Annotated in this window: 13 protein-coding genes and 2 rRNA genes; 9 read left to right on the top strand and 6 right to left on the bottom strand. The window is 41.5% G+C overall.

The genetic code is table 11. The annotated features are described in order from the left end of the window. Nucleotides 1–189 precede the first annotated feature (189 nt). Genes ATS72_RS12900 through rph form a run of 3 tightly spaced genes read right to left on the bottom strand, consistent with a single transcriptional unit; the run spans nucleotide 190 to nucleotide 2,013 of the window. Nucleotides 190–576 carry a diacylglycerol kinase gene (locus ATS72_RS12900; protein WP_006794747.1) on the bottom strand — a complete coding sequence of 129 codons (387 nt, stop codon included), beginning with the start codon at nucleotides 574–576 and terminating at the stop codon, nucleotides 190–192. A gap of 55 nt (nucleotides 577–631) precedes the next feature. Further along, on the bottom strand, nucleotides 632–1,276 hold the full coding sequence (pyrE, locus tag ATS72_RS12895) for an orotate phosphoribosyltransferase (RefSeq protein ID WP_006794746.1): 645 nt from the start codon (nucleotides 1,274–1,276) through the stop codon (nucleotides 632–634). Nucleotides 1,277–1,299: 23 nt separating this feature from the next. Beyond that, entirely contained in the window at nucleotides 1,300–2,013 is a 714-nt protein-coding gene (gene rph / locus ATS72_RS12890) for a ribonuclease PH (RefSeq protein WP_006794745.1), read from the bottom strand. Between the two features lie 179 nt (nucleotides 2,014–2,192). Between rph and ATS72_RS12885 the strand changes: the two genes are divergently transcribed. From ATS72_RS12885 to ATS72_RS12860, 6 genes are all read left to right on the top strand, one after another. Further along, the gene (locus ATS72_RS12885) at nucleotides 2,193–3,053 is read left to right on the top strand and encodes a YicC/YloC family endoribonuclease (RefSeq protein WP_008130686.1); all 861 of its coding nucleotides are present in this window, start codon (nucleotides 2,193–2,195) and stop codon (nucleotides 3,051–3,053) included. A gap of 116 nt (nucleotides 3,054–3,169) precedes the next feature. Beyond that, entirely contained in the window at nucleotides 3,170–3,790 is a 621-nt protein-coding gene (gene gmk, locus ATS72_RS12880; RefSeq protein WP_058430381.1) for a guanylate kinase, read from the top strand. A gap of 123 nt (nucleotides 3,791–3,913) precedes the next feature. Next, complete coding sequence (rpoZ, locus tag ATS72_RS12875; protein ID WP_006794742.1) at nucleotides 3,914–4,189, top strand: DNA-directed RNA polymerase subunit omega; 276 nt, start codon at nucleotides 3,914–3,916, stop codon at nucleotides 4,187–4,189. A 128-nt stretch (nucleotides 4,190–4,317) separates the two neighbouring features. After that, the gene (gene spoT / locus ATS72_RS12870) at nucleotides 4,318–6,423 is read left to right on the top strand and encodes a bifunctional GTP diphosphokinase/guanosine-3',5'-bis pyrophosphate 3'-pyrophosphohydrolase (protein ID WP_008130682.1); all 2,106 of its coding nucleotides are present in this window, start codon (nucleotides 4,318–4,320) and stop codon (nucleotides 6,421–6,423) included. Between the two features lie 12 nt (nucleotides 6,424–6,435). After that, nucleotides 6,436–6,828 carry a RidA family protein gene (locus ATS72_RS12865; RefSeq protein ID WP_006794740.1) on the top strand — a complete coding sequence of 131 codons (393 nt, stop codon included), beginning with the start codon at nucleotides 6,436–6,438 and terminating at the stop codon, nucleotides 6,826–6,828. A 156-nt stretch (nucleotides 6,829–6,984) separates the two neighbouring features. Next, a complete protein-coding gene (locus ATS72_RS12860) occupies nucleotides 6,985–8,592 on the top strand; it encodes a DUF342 domain-containing protein (protein ID WP_058430380.1) in 1,608 nt (535 codons plus the stop codon). A 37-nt stretch (nucleotides 8,593–8,629) separates the two neighbouring features. Here ATS72_RS12860 and asnA read toward each other — a convergent pair whose 3' ends face one another. Further along, nucleotides 8,630–9,625: an aspartate--ammonia ligase gene (gene asnA, locus ATS72_RS12855; RefSeq protein ID WP_058430379.1), complete on the bottom strand. Its 996-nt coding sequence runs from the start codon at nucleotides 9,623–9,625 to the stop codon at nucleotides 8,630–8,632. 197 nt (nucleotides 9,626–9,822) lie between these two features. On the opposite strand from asnA, the gene asnC reads away from it, so the two are divergent. The 3 genes from asnC to recG are packed head-to-tail and all read left to right on the top strand — an operon-like array spanning nucleotide 9,823 to nucleotide 13,150. Then, the gene (gene asnC, locus ATS72_RS12850; RefSeq protein ID WP_058430378.1) at nucleotides 9,823–10,281 is read left to right on the top strand and encodes a transcriptional regulator AsnC; all 459 of its coding nucleotides are present in this window, start codon (nucleotides 9,823–9,825) and stop codon (nucleotides 10,279–10,281) included. 40 nt (nucleotides 10,282–10,321) lie between these two features. Further along, nucleotides 10,322–11,008 (top strand): tRNA (guanosine(18)-2'-O)-methyltransferase TrmH, encoded by a 687-nt coding sequence (trmH, locus tag ATS72_RS12845; protein ID WP_058430377.1) that lies wholly within the window; start codon nucleotides 10,322–10,324, stop codon nucleotides 11,006–11,008. A 60-nt stretch (nucleotides 11,009–11,068) separates the two neighbouring features. Then, on the top strand, nucleotides 11,069–13,150 hold the full coding sequence (recG, locus tag ATS72_RS12840) for an ATP-dependent DNA helicase RecG (protein ID WP_058430376.1): 2,082 nt from the start codon (nucleotides 11,069–11,071) through the stop codon (nucleotides 13,148–13,150). 557 nt (nucleotides 13,151–13,707) lie between these two features. Here recG and rrf read toward each other — a convergent pair. Next, nucleotides 13,708–13,822: ribosomal RNA gene (gene rrf, locus ATS72_RS12835) — 5S ribosomal RNA — on the bottom strand. Between the two features lie 142 nt (nucleotides 13,823–13,964). Beyond that, nucleotides 13,965–16,850 (bottom strand): 23S ribosomal RNA (locus ATS72_RS12830). Nucleotides 16,851–16,968 lie beyond the last annotated feature (118 nt).

Here is a 16,968-nt window from a genome sequence, read left to right as displayed (position 1 = left end):
TAAGCGTTGCCTGCTCTGCCGTCTCAGTGGGGTCGCATTATAGGGAGATCCGAAAACAGATCAACCCTTTTTTGAAGAAAACTTGAAAAAATATACTGTTCGATGAGTATTTGAACTAAACCTACTAAAAAAACAACATTGCTTTCATTTTATTAACATGTATCGTCAATTTTGCTTTGAAACGGTAGGCTAAGATCCGACGATCTTCATATACAAACTCACTCCCCATAAGATCACAAGGATCATTAGTGAAAGCGTGACGGCTGCAGAGCCCATATCTTTTGCCCTGCCTGACAAAACATGTAGTTCTGTGCTTACACGATCAGTGAGTGCTTCAATTGCTGAGTTTAATAATTCAACAATTAATACCACTAACAGTGAGCACATAAGAATTGCCCAATGAAGTAATGAAGATGCCAGCAGAAATGAAAAAGGAAAAAGGATTATGCAGATCAGTAACTCTTGCCTGAATGCAGCTTCTTCTTTAAACGCTGCTTTAAATCCTAGATAGGAGCAGTATGTGGCTTTAAATACACGCTTGAACCCTAATCCATTTGGTTTGAATACATCTTTCATTAAATAAGCTCTTTAAAAGGTCAAAAGAAAGCCCCGCAATGCGAGGCTTTATATTTTAGGCTACGCCGTATTTATCACGATACGCTTTTACTGATACTAAATGTTCACCCATTGTCCCTTGGTTTTCAAGGTAACTAATCAAATCAGCAAGTTTAACAATAGAGATTACCTGTGTATTAAAGTCGCGCTCAACCTCTTGAATAGCAGAGAGCTCAGCTTTACCTTTTTCCTGACGATCTAGTGCTATTAATACACCACTTAAGTCTGCGCCATTATCTGCGATGATTTCCATTGATTCGCGAATTGCGGTACCCGCAGTGATCACATCATCCACCAGCATAATTTTACCATTTAATGGTGAGCCTACTAATGTACCGCCTTCACCATGCGCTTTTTTCTCTTTGCGGTTAAAGCAATAAGGTACATCTTTATTGTAATGATCTGCTAATGCTACAGCTGTGGTGGTAGCGATTGGAATACCTTTATAAGCTGGTCCAAATAAAACATCATATTCTATAGCCGCATCTTCTAGAGCTGCAGCATAAAAACGGCCTAACCGTGCTAAATCACGTCCAGTGTTAAATAAGCCTGCATTAAAGAAGTATGGACTAGTACGGCCTGATTTAAGGGTAAACTCACCAAACTTCAGAACCTGCTTTTCTAGCGCAAATTCAATAAATTCTTTTTGGTAATCTTTCATTTTTTTGCTACCTACCTACTTATTTATGCTAATGCTTGCTTTTGAACGTCAATGATCTCTCTAATAGAGTGTTTTGCTAATGTAAGTAACTCATCAAGCTCATCAAACGAAAACGGTTCGCCCTCTGCCGTGCCTTGAACTTCAATAATTTTACCTGTTTCAGTTAAAATTACATTCATATCAGTTTCTGCCGCTGAGTCTTCAATATATTCTAAATCACTTATAGCTTGGCCCTTATATATGCCAACTGAAATTGCAGCAATCATATGCTTAAGCGGGTTTGAATTAATCATACCCTTGGCACGCATGTGGGTTAGTGCATCGACAAGTGCAACACAAGCACCGCTTATTGATGCTGTGCGTGTTCCACCATCGGCCTGAATGACATCACAATCAATAGTAATCGTGTTTTCGCCAAGTGCTTTTAAATCAACTGCAGCGCGAAGTGCACGTGCGATCAAGCGTTGAATTTCCATTGTTCGGCCACCTTGCTTACCACGAGACGCTTCACGAGCATTGCGCGTGTGTGTTGACCTTGGAAGCATGCCGTACTCAGCATTTATCCATCCCTTACCTTGGCCTTTCATGAAACGCGGAACGCCCGATTCAACCGTAGCTGTACAAAGTACTTTGGTATTACCAAATTCAACAAGTACAGACCCTTCTGCATGTAAAGTATAATTACGTGTAAATGATACGGGTCTAATTTGATTTGGTGTTCTTTGGCTTGGACGCATTGACGATCCCCTTAATTCATAATTTGCCACATTATAAGTGTATGTGAGTACAGATACCATGCTGATTTAACAAATACCTGGTTGCAAAACATTCAGCTACTTAAATTTTCCCTAGAGGTTGGAGAGTGTTTCGGTATAATAATAATTAATTATGTATTATAAAACTTAGGAAACCATCCATGATCCACAGTATGACAGCTTATGCGCGTCGCGAGATAAAAGGCGATTGGGGCACTGGCACTTGGGAAGTTCGATCAGTTAACCAACGTTACCTTGAAACCTTTATTCGCGCACCAGAGCAATTTCGTGGGATGGAGCCTGTTATTCGTGAACGCTTACGTAAACATCTACAGCGCGGTAAAGTAGAAGTATTTTTAAAGTTTGTTGCAAACCCAGCTCATGTTGGTGAGTTATCAATCAATCAAGCATTGGCTGAACAACTTATAAATAGTGCTAAATGGGTTCAACAGCAAAGTAATGGTGAGATAAACCCTGTTGATATTTTACGCTGGCCTGGTGTAATGGAAGCCGAAGAACTGGATATGGACAGCGTAAACACAGCGCTAATTGCAGGGCTTGATGAAGTAATAGAAGACTTTAAATCAGCACGGGGTGATGAAGGCGCAAATTTAGAAGAGATGATAGCAACTCGCCTTGATGCAATTATAGAGCAAGTAAACACTGTAGAAACTCACATGCCAGAAATTACTAAATGGCAACGTGAGAAACTTGAACAAAAATTGGAAGATTTAACGACAAATATTGACGAGTCTCGTCTTGAGCAAGAACTAATTTATCTGGCACAAAAACAAGACGTAGCCGAAGAACTTGACCGCTTAAAGTCTCATGTTAAAGAAACTAAAAAAATTCTTAAAAAAGGCGGCGCATGTGGCCGTCGCCTAGATTTTATGATGCAAGAGTTTAACCGAGAAGCAAATACCCTCGCTTCTAAGTCTATTAATAGCGATATTACTAATGCAGCAGTGGAGCTTAAAGTTCTAATTGAACAAATGCGTGAGCAGATCCAAAATATTGAATAGCGTAAAGTACGCCTGTGACTCACTTGAGCACAAATAGATAAATAAAGTACAATGTAATAATTAAAGGCTTGGGTTATTTATAACTCAAGCCTGTTTATTTTTTGATAGAGAAAAACATGGCTCAAACTCGCGGAAACTTATTTATCTTATCAGCGCCATCAGGTGCAGGTAAGTCTAGCTTAATTAATGCCTTACTTAAGAAACATGCAGATATGAAAGTATCGGTATCGCACACCACTCGCTCACCTCGCCCAGGTGAAGAAAATGGCGTTCACTATCACTTTGTAACTACAGATGAGTTTAAAGCATTAATTACCAAAGATGATTTTTTTGAGTGGGCACAAGTTTTTGATAACTATTACGGTACATCAAAACAAGCTATTGAATCGCAACTTGACGCAGGCATAGATGTATTTTTAGACATAGACTGGCAAGGTGCACAGCAAGTTCGTAAAATTATGCCAAGCGTGCAGACTATTTTTATTTTACCGCCTTCTAAAGCAGAACTTGAACAACGCTTAAATAACCGCGGCCAAGACTCTGCGGATGTTATTGCGTCTCGTATGGCCAAAGCACAATCTGAAACATCTCATTTCAACGAGTACGATTTTGTTATTGTAAACGATGATTTTGATACTGCCCTTGGCGATATCGAAACGATTGTTATGGCGCAGCGTTTAACATTAAGCGCTCAAGAAGTTCGTAATAAAAAATTACTAAATGACCTTTTAAAGTAAATTAAGGGCATTTAATTAGGTCATACTCAGAAAACTGATAAAAATTGACCACTACCTATTGGCGAAAGTCCCTGCGTGCAGTAAACTACGCCTTTGCTTTTAAATTATTTTTGGAGTGCTGAGATGGCTCGCGTAACAGTTGAAGATGCAGTAGATGCAGTTGGTAATCGTTTTGACTTAATTTTAGTTGCGGCTCGTCGTGCCCGCCAAATTGCTGTTGGTGGTAAAACTCCACTAGTAGACCCTGAAAACGATAAACCAACCGTTGTTGCTTTACGTGAAATTGAATTAAACCTTGTTGATAGCTCATCAATGGATTTAATCGACCGTGAAGAACAACAACATCAAGAAGCAGCAGAACTTGCTGCCGTTGCTGCTATTGTTGGTGGCAACCAATAATCGACCTCCCGGTCTGATTTAGCCAACGGCGCAGTATTTCTACTATAGCCGTTGGCAATCCTTTCTTTTCATCGTATATTCTTAACTTACCGTTACCTAATTTGCTTCACTAGAACATTGGAGTGTGAATGTATCTTTTTGAAGGTCTAAAAAAGAAAATTTCTGAATACTTACCTGCTGCTGAAGTAGAGCTGGTACAAAAATCTTACGTGGTAGCACGAGAGGCCCATGAAGGCCAAACTCGCTCAAGCGGCGAGCCTTACATTACTCACCCCGTTGAAGTAACTCAAATCCTCGCAGGTATGCACCTTGATCATGAAACGCTCATGGCCGCATTAATGCACGATGTAATTGAAGATACCGACTTTAGCCAACAAGACTTAGCTGAGATTTTTGGCGAAACTGTTGCAGAACTTGTTGAAGGTGTAAGTAAGCTTGATAAGCTGAGCTTTAAAGATAAAAAAGAGTTTCAGGCTGAAAACTACCGAAAAATGATCATGGCAATGACCCAAGACATTCGGGTTATTTTAATCAAACTTGCCGATAGAACACACAATATGCGCACCCTTGGCGCACTTCGCCCTGATAAACGCCGCCGCATAGCGCGTGAAACACTTGAAATATACGCACCCATTGCAAACCGTTTGGGTATTCACGATATAAAAAATGAACTGGAAGACTTAGGTTTTCAAGCATTATACCCTATGCGCCATCGTGCACTTAAGTCGGAAGTGGCTAAAGCCCGTGGTAACCGCAAAGAAGTTATCTCCAATATTCAAACTGAAGTAGAAGCTCGCTTAGAAGAATCAGGTATTGCTGCTACTGTATCTGGACGCGAAAAACACCTTTATAGCATTTATAAAAAAATGCTAAATAAGGAGTTGCTGTTTAATGAGGTAATGGATATTTATGCGTTTAGAATTGCCGTCGATTCAATGGATACCTGCTACCGTGTATTAGGCGTTGCGCATAATTTATATAAACCTATTGAAACTCGCTTTAAAGATTACATTGCGGTACCTAAAACAAATGGTTACCAGTCGTTGCATACTTCGCTTGTTGGCCCGCATGGTATTCCTGTAGAAATACAAATTCGTACCCATGACATGGATCATATGGCCGACAAAGGCGTTGCAGCACATTGGATGTATAAAAAAGCTGGCGATGGTGCAGGAAATACGTCTCAGCAACGTGCTCGCCAGTGGATGCAAAGCTTACTTGAACTTCAACAAAGTGCAGGGTCGTCTTTTGAATTCATTGAAAACGTTAAAACAGAATTATTCCCTGAGGAAATTTACGTATTCACTCCTGATGGCAGAATAGTTGAACTACCAATGGGTGCTACTGCGGTCGATTTTGCGTATGCAGTTCATACCGACGTAGGCAATACCTGTGTAGGCGCGCGCGTTAACCGCAAACCTTACCCGTTAAGTAAACCACTAGACACAGGCCAAACAATTGAAGTGATCACCAGTTCAGGCGCTCACCCTAATGCAACTTGGCTTAACTTTATTGTGACAGGTAAAGCGCGCTTAGGTATTCGTAATTACCTTAAGAGTCAGCATCATGAAGAAGCTATGTTGCTTGGTAGACGCTTACTCGACTCTGCACTAGGCGAAAACAAGCTAGATAGTATTCCTGATGAAAATATTGCACGCGTTCTTGAAGAGCATGAACTTTCGACCTTACTTGAGCTGCTTGTAGAAATTGGCGCTGGTAATTTAATGAGCGTACTCATAGCCAAGCGTTTATTGCAAAATGATTCTGACGACTTGACCGACATAACTAAACAAGCCAAAGCGACCATTATTGGAACAGAAGGCATGTTAGTCAATTACTCTAAATGTTGCCGCCCTGTCCCAGGTGATGCAATTACTGCACACATAAGCCAAGGTAAAGGATTAACAGTTCATCGCCAAGAATGTAAAAATATTCGTGGCTGGGAAAGTGAACGATCTAAATACTTGGTCGTAAAGTGGGATGATAACCCTGAAAAAGAATACATAGCAGCCCTTAGGGTAGAGATTATTAATCATCAAGGTGCGTTAGCTAAGTTAACCAACGTAGTTGCCACAACCCACGCTAATATTGTTGAAATAGCGACTGACGAAAAAGAAAGTAATTTATATGTGATAGACCTTGGAGTCACGGTTAAAAACCGTGTCCATGTTGCCAATATTATGCGAAAAATTCGCGTAATGCCCGATGTGCAAAAAGTCTATCGAAAAAAATAACATAGGAAAAACATGAACAAAGCATTTATATCCACCGAAAAAGCACCTGCAGCAATAGGTACTTATAGCCAAGCAGTTAAAGTTGGCACTGCAGTATACTTGTCTGGTCAAATTCCATTAGTACCTGAGACTATGGAAGTTATATCAGAAGACTTTAGTGAGCAAACACATCAAGTATTTAAAAATATCACAGCAGTGTGTGAAGAAGCCGGTGGTAAAATTCAAGACTTAGTTAAAGTAAATATTTATTTAACTGATTTATCTAACTTTGCTGTCGTTAACGAAGTGATGAGCCAGTACTTTAAGCAGCCATACCCTGCACGTGCAGCAGTTGGTGTACGTGCTTTACCAAAAGGTGTACAAGTTGAGATTGACGGAATAATGGAACTGCCTTCAACTAACTAATATTTTCCTGAGCTATAGACCCACTCTATAGCTCACACCTGTCCTCTTTTTATACTATATTGTTATTCTTACTATCTTGACTCCGTCTTCAATTTCTATCACTCTGTAACTATGTCATTAATTTACTAAAACTTTAGTGGTTAAAAAGGATTAGCTGTGTTTAAGCTTGCTCATAATGGGAATGTTTTACTCGATGTAAATAAACACCCGCCTCCAAGTGCTACATTTGTTATTGAAGCAATAGAAATGTCTAAATTTTGCGACTGTAAAATTGATTACGACGCAATTAATGCATTCTTCAAAGATAAAAGTGCAGAGCCAGTACTTATCGTCGCGACCAAATACGATGCAAAGTTAGAGGTTGTCATCAGTGATGATAAAATGATGGCTACTGGCGAGCTTACCGTCGCGCAAGGCGGTGATTTACTCAGCCTAGATGATGCAAAAAAACAGCTAGTCAAAGCAGGTATAGTTCGTGGTTATAAGCAAGCATATTTAGAACAACTATTACAAAAGCAATTTACTGCTAAAGCAGGTGAGATTGTGCAGGGTATTTTGGCTCAAGGCCGCCTGCCCAGTGATGGCTTAGCAACTAAACTCGTTACCAAAGTAAGAACTTTAAAAGACCATCTAAAAACCCCAAAGTTAAAAGAAGATGGCAGCGTTGATATGCGTGACTTTGGTAAAATGGCAAGTGTTGAGCCTGGTGCGGTACTTATACGCCAACAACCCGCAACTCCAGGGAAAGAAGGCTTTACTGTACTTGGCGATATATTACCGGCGAAACCGGGTGACAATAAACAACTTGTTGCCGGTGAGGGTACCGAGATCTCTAAACTTAACCCTCTAGAGTTAGTATCAACCATATCAGGTGTGCCTATTGAAATTACTAACGGAATGCGCGTAGACGATATTTTTACTATTCCCGATGTCAACGTTAAAAGCGGTCATATTGATTTTGAAGGCAGTGTGATTGTTACTCGAAATATAGAACCTGGAATGAAAGTAACCGCCAAAGGTGATATTACAATATTTGGTACTGTTGAATCTGGTGAGTTAACGGCCGGCGGTAATATTACTGTTAAGCAAGGCGTTATTGGGCATCAAAAATCTGACGACAAATCGCTTTCGTGTAAGCTTATATGTGAAGGCGACATTCATGTATCCCACTCACAATATTGCTATTTAGAAGCTGCAAATATTTTTATTGAGCGACAAACTAGCCACTGTATTATGAAGGCACGTCATGCTCTTAAGGTAGGTCAACCAGATTTACCTAAAGGTAAGATATTTGGCGGTGAGATTTTAGACGCGACAACATTAATTGCTGGTGAAATTGGCAACGAATCGGGTGCTAAAATGGTTATTAATTTAGCAAGCTCCGGCGGTGATATTACTGCTGAAACTGACGAGTGCTTTAAAGAGCTTGCTAAAACGGAGCAGCAATTAGACTCCTTACAACCTGCATTAGAAAAAGCAGACTTGCTTAAAGATCCAGAAAGAAAAAACGAACTTATCAATAAAATTGGTGCTACTCAGTTACATCTATGTCAACAAGCAGAGCAATATGAAAGGCAACTCTCATCATTAGAGAATAACCTTCATGAATTACTTACAAATACACACTTAATCGTCAATACAGTTTTACATTCAGGTGTGGAAATACATATTTTTGATAAAGTTCTTAAAACAAACCGTAATTACCCACCTTGCACAATAAAACTGATGAATAACAAAGTAGAAGTTGAGTTTAAAACATCGTGAATATAGAGTGCTAAAAGCAGCACTCTTATATCTTTCATTAGAGTAGACCGTCAACGCTTGCATGTGTTTGTGTTGACCATACTCCAACTTGAACTTGTCCAATATGTTCCTTTTGCAGCAATAACATAGCCAAACGTGATTGCCCAATACCACCACCAATAGTTTGTGGAAACTGACTTTTTAATAATGCCTTATGCCAATCCAATTGCAGGCGGTTATCATCTCCTGTAATGCTCAACTGAGTTTTTAGTACCTCAGGGCTTACACGAATCCCCATTGAAGATATCTCAAAGGAATCTTCCAGTATTGGATTCCATACTAAAATATCACCATTGAGCCCTATATATTGTTCGCTCGTTGGTGTAGACCAATCGTCATAATCAGGCGCTCTTACATCGTGAATTTGACCATCAGCTAATTGACCACCAATCCCAATTAAAAATACAGCACCATATTTTTTTGCTATTGCTTTTTCGCGATTTTTAGCCGTAAGGTCAGGGTACATTTTACGAAGCTCTTCACTGTGCACAAATTGAATATCACTTGGTAAAAAAGGATCAAGCGAAAAGTGTTCGCTAACAAATTGCTCTGTTTCTTTTATGCCTTTATAAATTGATTCAACTGTACGTTTGAGGGTAGTTAAAGAACGTTCTGTTGATTCACAAATTACCTTTTCCCAATCCCACTGATCAACGTAAACCGAGTGGATAGGACTTAGCGACTCTTCATCAGGGCGCAGTGCCTTCATTTGAGTGTAAAGGCCTTCACCTTTACTAAATCCATACTCACCTAACGTTTTACGTTTCCACTTTGCTAGCGAATGCACAACTTCGTATTGGCTATCGGCAATCGCTTTTACATATACTGCTACAGCGTTTTCATGACCGCTTAAATTATCTTGTGTGCCATCACCTACTTTTGCAAGAATAGGTGCCTGCACTTCGACTAGCCCTAACTGTTTTTCCAATTGCCGTGAAAAAAATTGCTTTACGCTGCTTATTTGCAACTGCTGCTGCACATAGTGTGAACTCATAATAATTGGCCTCATTCCCAGTTATTGTTACTTACTTTATTTTTAATAACGCACCTAACAGGTGCTGCTAATGAAGTTACTGTAACGATTTAAACTTTTAGTTCAATAACTCATAATAAAAATAGCTTTAATGCATTAATTCGACTAATTTACAGGGTATAAAAATGTGAATTCACTAATTTAAATAAGAAAAAATAATGGAAAATTATCAAATCGATAATCTCGATAAAAAGATACTTCACGCTTTAATGGAAAACGCCCGTACAGCTTATGCAGAATTAGCTAAACGTTTTAACGTAAGTGCCGGTACTATTCATGTGCGTGTAGAAAAATTAAAACAAGCAGGAATTATCACAGGTACCCAATTAAGTATAAATACAAAGCAACTTGGCTATGACGTTTGCTGCTTTATTGGTATTAATTTAAATAATGCACGCGACTATCCTGAAACACTCATTAAACTCGAAGCGCTCGAAGAAGTTGTTGAAGCCTATTACACCACCGGTAATTACAGCATTTTTATTAAAGTAATGGCTAAATCAATCGACCACTTACAGGATGTATTAATAAATAAAATTCAAGCGATAGAAGCTATCCAGTCCACCGAGACACTTATTTCTTTACAAAACCCAATTAGCCGCACAGTGATGCCTTAGTACATAAAATTTCGTATAATTAATAAAAAAGAGGATCACCATGCAGCAAAATCGCTATCAACGAATTAAAGACGTCTTATCGCGTCGCCAAACCGACTTAACCGTGTGCCTAGAAGACGTGCACAAACACCATAATCTATCGGCTATTGTAAGAAGTGCCGATGCAGTGGGTTGCCACCATGTACATGCTGTATGGCCTGAAAACCAAAAATGGCTAACTAATAACACCTCAGGCGGGAGTAAAAATTGGCTAGAAACCCACCTTCATAAAAATATTGATGATGCCGCAACCATGATGCGACAGCACAACCCAAATGTACAAATATTAGCCACGCATCTGAGCGAAGATGCCGTTGATTTTAGAGAAATAGATTACACAAAACCCACAGCAATTATTGTTGGGCAAGAAAAAACAGGGATCTCAGCACAAGCCCTTAAGCATGCCGATCAAAACATAATTATCCCTATGCAAGGCATGGTGCAATCTCTTAATGTTTCTGTGGCTGCAGCACTCATTTTATTTGAAGCACAACATCAACGCGAAAAGGCAGGGCTGTATGATCGTAATATGTTGAGCGAAGATATAAAACACCCAATGTATTTTGAAGGCTACCACCCCGTTATAGCTAAACAATGCCGTATAAAAAAACTACCTTACCCGCCACTCGATGAAGAAGGTGAAATAATTGCTGACGATGAATTTTGGCACGCTTTAAAACATGCTTGATGCTTAGCGAGCCTGTGAGTACACTTAACTCATTCACAAATAAAAAGATTTGAGCCTACATTGTCTAAACCTAGCTTAAACCAATACCCCATTAAGGAACTTAAAGGGGTTGGACCCAAAATGGCCGAACGCCTTTTAAAGCTAGGTATTAAAAACGTGCAAGACATGCTCTTTCACTTACCGCTTAGGTACGAAGATAGAACCCGTATTTATTCCATCAACGAACTGTCATTACACAGCCATGTGAGCATTGAAGCAACAATAGAAACAAGCCAGATCACATTTGGCAAAAGACGTATGCTCGTTGTGCAAGTAAATGATAATACAGGGAGGCTCACACTTAGGTTTTTTAATTTCAGTGCAGCACAAAAAAATGCATTAAGCCCTGGAAAAATAATACGTTGCTTCGGCGAAGTTCGCCGCGGGCGTGCTGGCTTTGAAATGAGCCATCCAGAATACAGTTTAAGTGATACACAAAGTGAGCAGCCAACAGCTTCAACATTAACGCCAGTTTACCCAACAACAGATGGTTTAAAGCAATTATCTATTAGGGCCCTAAGTGAACAAGCTGTAGAGCTGCTTAATAAATACTCTGTTGAAGAACTGTTACCCGTGCAATGGCAACCTTCTCAACTTGCACTAGCTGATGCCTTATTATTGCTTCATCGCCCACCTAGTAATATCGACGTTAATGAACTAGAGCAAGGAACACACCCTGCTCAGCAGCGATTAGTATTTGAAGAATTACTTGCACAAAACCTAAGTTTATTAAAAGTAAGAAAGCAAGGACAGCAAGTAAAAGCGGTGTCTCTAAGCTCTACAAATAAATTAGAGCCTCAATTTTTATCACAATTGCCTTTTGCGCCAACCAATGCACAAAATCGTGTTGTGTCAGAAATTAAAGTTGATCTAGCATCTCCTTATCCTATGATGCGCCTAGTTCAAGGCGATGTAGGCTCTGGCAAAACCTTAGTTGCGGCATTAAGCGCATTAACAGCAATAGCTCAAGGGTTTCAAGTAGCTTTAATGGCACCTACTGAAATACTTGCAGAGCAGCATGGTATAAGTTTCACCTCATGGTTTAAACAATTAGGCATAGACGTAGCATGGCTTGGTGGAAAAACAAAAGGAAAAGAACGCACAGCAACACTAGAAAAGATTGCCTCTGGTGAAGCACAAATGATTGTAGGAACACATGCTTTATTCCAAGATGAAGTAAAATTTAACAACCTAGTACTTATAATTATTGATGAACAACATCGGTTCGGTGTTCACCAGCGTTTAACACTAAGAGAAAAGGGGCAATTTAATGGCTGTTATCCACATCAACTAGTGATGACCGCAACCCCAATTCCACGTACTTTAGCAATGACAGCTTATGCCGACTTAGAAGTCTCAATTATTGATGAGTTACCACCTGGGCGAACACCTATTACTACAGTAGCACTTCCAGACACGCGTCGTGACGATATAATTACTCGCGTTAAATCAGCTTGCAATGAACAAGATCGCCAAGTTTATTGGGTATGCACACTCATTGATGAGTCTGAAGCACTGCAATGTCAAGCAGCTGAAGATAGTGCTGTGCAATTGAAAGAAGCCCTGCCAGATTTAAATATTGGCTTAGTGCACGGACGAATGAAGCCAGCAGAAAAGCAGTCCATCATGGACGACTTTAAAAAAGGCCTTATACATGTTTTAGTTGCTACAACAGTAATTGAAGTAGGTGTTGATGTACCTAACGCAAGCTTAATCATCATTGAAAACCCAGAGCGCTTAGGTTTAGCACAATTACACCAGTTACGCGGGCGTGTGGGAAGAGGGAGTATTGCTTCCCATTGTGTTCTTTTATACCATGCACCACTTTCGCATACCGCTCAAAAACGCTTAGGTGTACTTAGAGACAGTAACGATGGCTTTGTGATAGCCGAGCGGGATTTAGAAATACGCGGCCCAGGTGAAGTCCTAGGAACTAAGCAAACAGGCTTAGCAGAATTTAAAATTGCTGATTTAACCCGAGATAAACAAACCCTAAACCAAGTAAGACCTATTGCACAACAGATATTAAGTCAATACCCTCAATATGTAGATCAACTCATTCAACGCTGGTTGGGCAATAAAACAAACTACGCACAAGCATAACCCAATTATACTTATTTCAGCATCACTCTAGGTAGTAAGTGGTTTTCAAATATAGTGTACAGTCTTCTATCTGAAACCTCTGGATGTAAATGCATATACGCTGATTACTTCCTACCCTTAGCCTTATAAATTATGTTGTAGTGCCCACAGCGGTAGAGAGTCACAGTGAAATGTTCCCTACCATAGGCCTGTGTATTGAATAACCAAAAAACTCTTCACAAAGAGGCGCTTCGCTTAGGAGACGCTACGCTTTAGAGAAGAAAATGTTGAATATTACTTTCCTGCAGATGTAAAAAAAAACGACTATTTCTAGTCGGGCTTTCTACAATTTGAAGTCGGTGCGCTACGCAGTAGAATGTCATGGTGCCCACAGCGGTGAAGAGTCACAGTGAAATGTTACCTACCATAGGCCAGTGTATTTAATAGCCAAAACACTCTTAACAAAGAGGCGCTTCGTTCAACAGACGCGACGCTTTAGAGAAGAAAATGTTGAATATTACTTTTCTGTAGACGTAAAAAAGCCCGACTATTGCTAGTCGGGCTTTCTACAATTTGAAGCCTGGTAATGTCCTACTTTCACATAGCAAATGCTACACTATCATCGGCGCTGTTTCGTTTCACTACTGAGTTCGGCATGGAATCAGGTGGGTCCAAAACGCTATTGTCACCAAGCAAATTTGGTTGTTAATCCGTATTTCTACGCACTAACTGAATTTGGAAAATATCTGATAATATTTTTTAAGTCTGTCAGTAATATCTACTTTAGTTCATTAACTTCTGTCTTAACTGTCACACAAAACGCGTTTGGCGTTGTATGGTTAAGCCTCACGGGTAATTAGTACAAGTTAGCTTAATGGCTCACACCACTTCCACATCTTGCCTATCAACGTTGTAGTCTTCAACGGCCCTTCAGAGACTTTAAAAGTCTAGTGAGAACTCATCTCGAGGCCTGCTTCGCGCTTAGATGCTTTCAGCGCTTATCAGTTCCGAACGTAGCTACCGGGCAATGCCATTGGCATGACAACCCGAACACCAGCGGTTCGTTCACTCCGGTCCTCTCGTACTAGGAGCAACCCCTCTCAATTCTCAAACGCCCACGGCAGATAGGGACCGAACTGTCTCACGACGTTCTAAACCCAGCTCGCGTACCACTTTAAATGGCGAACAGCCATACCCTTGGGACCGACTTCAGCCCCAGGATGTGATGAGCCGACATCGAGGTGCCAAACACCGCCGTCGATATGAACTCTTGGGCGGTATCAGCCTGTTATCCCCGGAGTACCTTTTATCCGTTGAGCGATGGCCCTTCCATTCAGAACCACCGGATCACTATGACCTACTTTCGTACCTGCTCGACGTGTCTGTCTCGCAGTTAAGCTGGCTTCTACCATTACACTAACCGTACGATGTCCGACCGTACTTAGCCAACCTTCGTGCTCCTCCGTTACTCTTTGGGAGGAGACCGCCCCAGTCAAACTACCCACCAGGCACTGTCCGTAACCCCGATTCAGGGGCCAACGTTAGAACATCAAAACTACAAGGGTGGTATTTCAAGGACGACTCCAACAAGACTAGCGTCTCATCTTCAAAGTCTCCCACCTATCCTACACATGTAGGTTCAATGTTCAGTGCCAAGCTGTAGTAAAGGTTCACGGGGTCTTTCCGTCTAGCCGCGGGTACACAGCATCTTCACTGCGATTTCAATTTCACTGAGTCTCGGGTGGAGACAGCGTGGCCATGGTTACACCATTCGTGCAGGTCGGAACTTACCCGACAAGGAATTTCGCTACCTTAGGACCGTTATAGTTACGGCCGCCGTTTACCGGGGCTTCGATCAAGAGCTTCTCCGAAGATAACCCCATCAATTAACCTTCCGGCACCGGGCAGGTGTCACACCGTATACGTCATCTTGCGATTTTGCACAGTGCTGTGTTTTTAATAAACAGTCCCAGCCACCTGGTCACTGCGGCTCCCGTCCGCTTAGAGAGCAAGTCTCATCACAGATAGGAGCGTACCTTCTCCCGAAGTTACGGTACGATTTTGCCTAGTTCCTTCACCCGAGTTCTCTCAAGCGCCTTAGTATTCTCTACCTGACCACCTGTGTCGGTTTGGGGTACGATTCGGTATAATCTGAAGCTTAGAGGCTTTTCCTGGAAGTATGGCATCAGCAACTTCACTACCGTAGTAGCTCGTCTCGTGTCTCAGGTTTAGTGTTCGTCCGGATTTACCTAAACAAACGCCCTACTCACTTTCACATGGACAACCATCGCCATGCTTGCTTAGCCTTCTCCGTCCCCCCATCGCAATTATACCAAGTACGGAAATATTAATCCGTTTCCCATCGACTACGCCTTTCGGCCTCGCCTTAGGGGTCGACTTACCCTACCCTGATTAACATGGGATAGGAACCCTTGGTCTTCCGGCGTGCGGGTTTTTCACCCGCATTATCGTTACTCATGTCAGCATTCGCACTTCTGATACGTCCAGCATACCTCCCGGTACACCTTCAACCGCTTACAGAACGCTCCCCTACCACTCATCCTAAGATGAATCCGCAGCTTCGGTGCATAGTTTAGCCCCGTTACATCTTCCGCGCAGACCGACTCGACCAGTGAGCTATTACGCTTTCTTTAAAGGATGGCTGCTTCTAAGCCAACCTCCTGGCTGTCTGGGCCTTTCCACATCGTTTCCCACTTAACTATGACTTTGGGACCTTAGCTGGCGGTCTGGGTTGTTTCCCTCTTCACGACGGACGTTAGCACCCGCCGTGTGTCTCCCGGATATTACTTTACGGTATTCGGAGTTTGCAAAGGGTTGGTAAGTCGGGATGACCCCCTAGCCTTAACAGTGCTCTACCCCCGTAAGTATTCGTCCGAGGCTCTACCTAAATAGATTTCGGGGAGAACCAGCTATCTCCCGGTTTGATTAGCCTTTCACTCCTAGCCACAGGTCATCCCCTAACTTTTCAACGTTAGTGGGTTCGGTCCTCCAGTTGATGTTACTCAACCTTCAACCTGCCCATGGCTAGATCACCGGGTTTCGGGTCTATACCTTGCAACTATTCGCCCAGTTAAGACTCGGTTTCCCTACGGCTACCCTAATCGGTTAACCTCGCTACAAAATATAAGTCGCTGACCCATTATACAAAAGGTACGCAGTCACAGAACAAGTCTGCTCCTACTGCTTGTACGTACACGGTTTCAGGTTCTATTTCACTCCCCTCACAGGGGTTCTTTTCGCCTTTCCCTCACGGTACTGGTTCACTATCGGTCAGTTGGGAGTATTTAGCCTTAGATGATGGTCCACCTATATTCAGTCAAAGTTTCACGTGCTCCGACCTACTCGATTTCACTTAAAATGTCTTTTCATGTACGGGACTATCACCCTGTATCGTGGCACTTTCCAGAGCCTTCCATTAACACATAATAAGCTTAAGGGCTGTTCCGATTTCGCTCGCCGCTACTTTCGGAATCTCGGTTGATTTCTTTTCCTACGGGTACTTAGATGTTTCAGTTCTCCGCGTTCGCCTCGTTAACCTATGTATTCAGTTAACGATACCTGCAAGCAGGTGGGTTTCCCCATTCGGAAATCCTAGTCTCAAGTGCTTTTTACTAGCTTGACTAGGCTTATCGCAAGTTAATACGTCCTTCATCGCCTCCAACTGCCAAGGCATCCACCGTGTACGCTTAGTCACTTAACCATACAACCCAAACGGGTCTTTGTTTTGTGACAGTTTAACTTCGCCAGAAGTTAATATTGAATACTAAAGTAGATACCAATCAATCGACTCATAAGAGTGATTAAATGGCACTGAATGA

Source organism: Pseudoalteromonas sp. 13-15, assembly GCF_001468205.2.
Taxonomy (GTDB): Bacteria; Pseudomonadota; Gammaproteobacteria; order Enterobacterales; family Alteromonadaceae; genus Pseudoalteromonas; species Pseudoalteromonas marina.
This window is presented reverse-complemented; position numbering and strand designations above follow the sequence as displayed.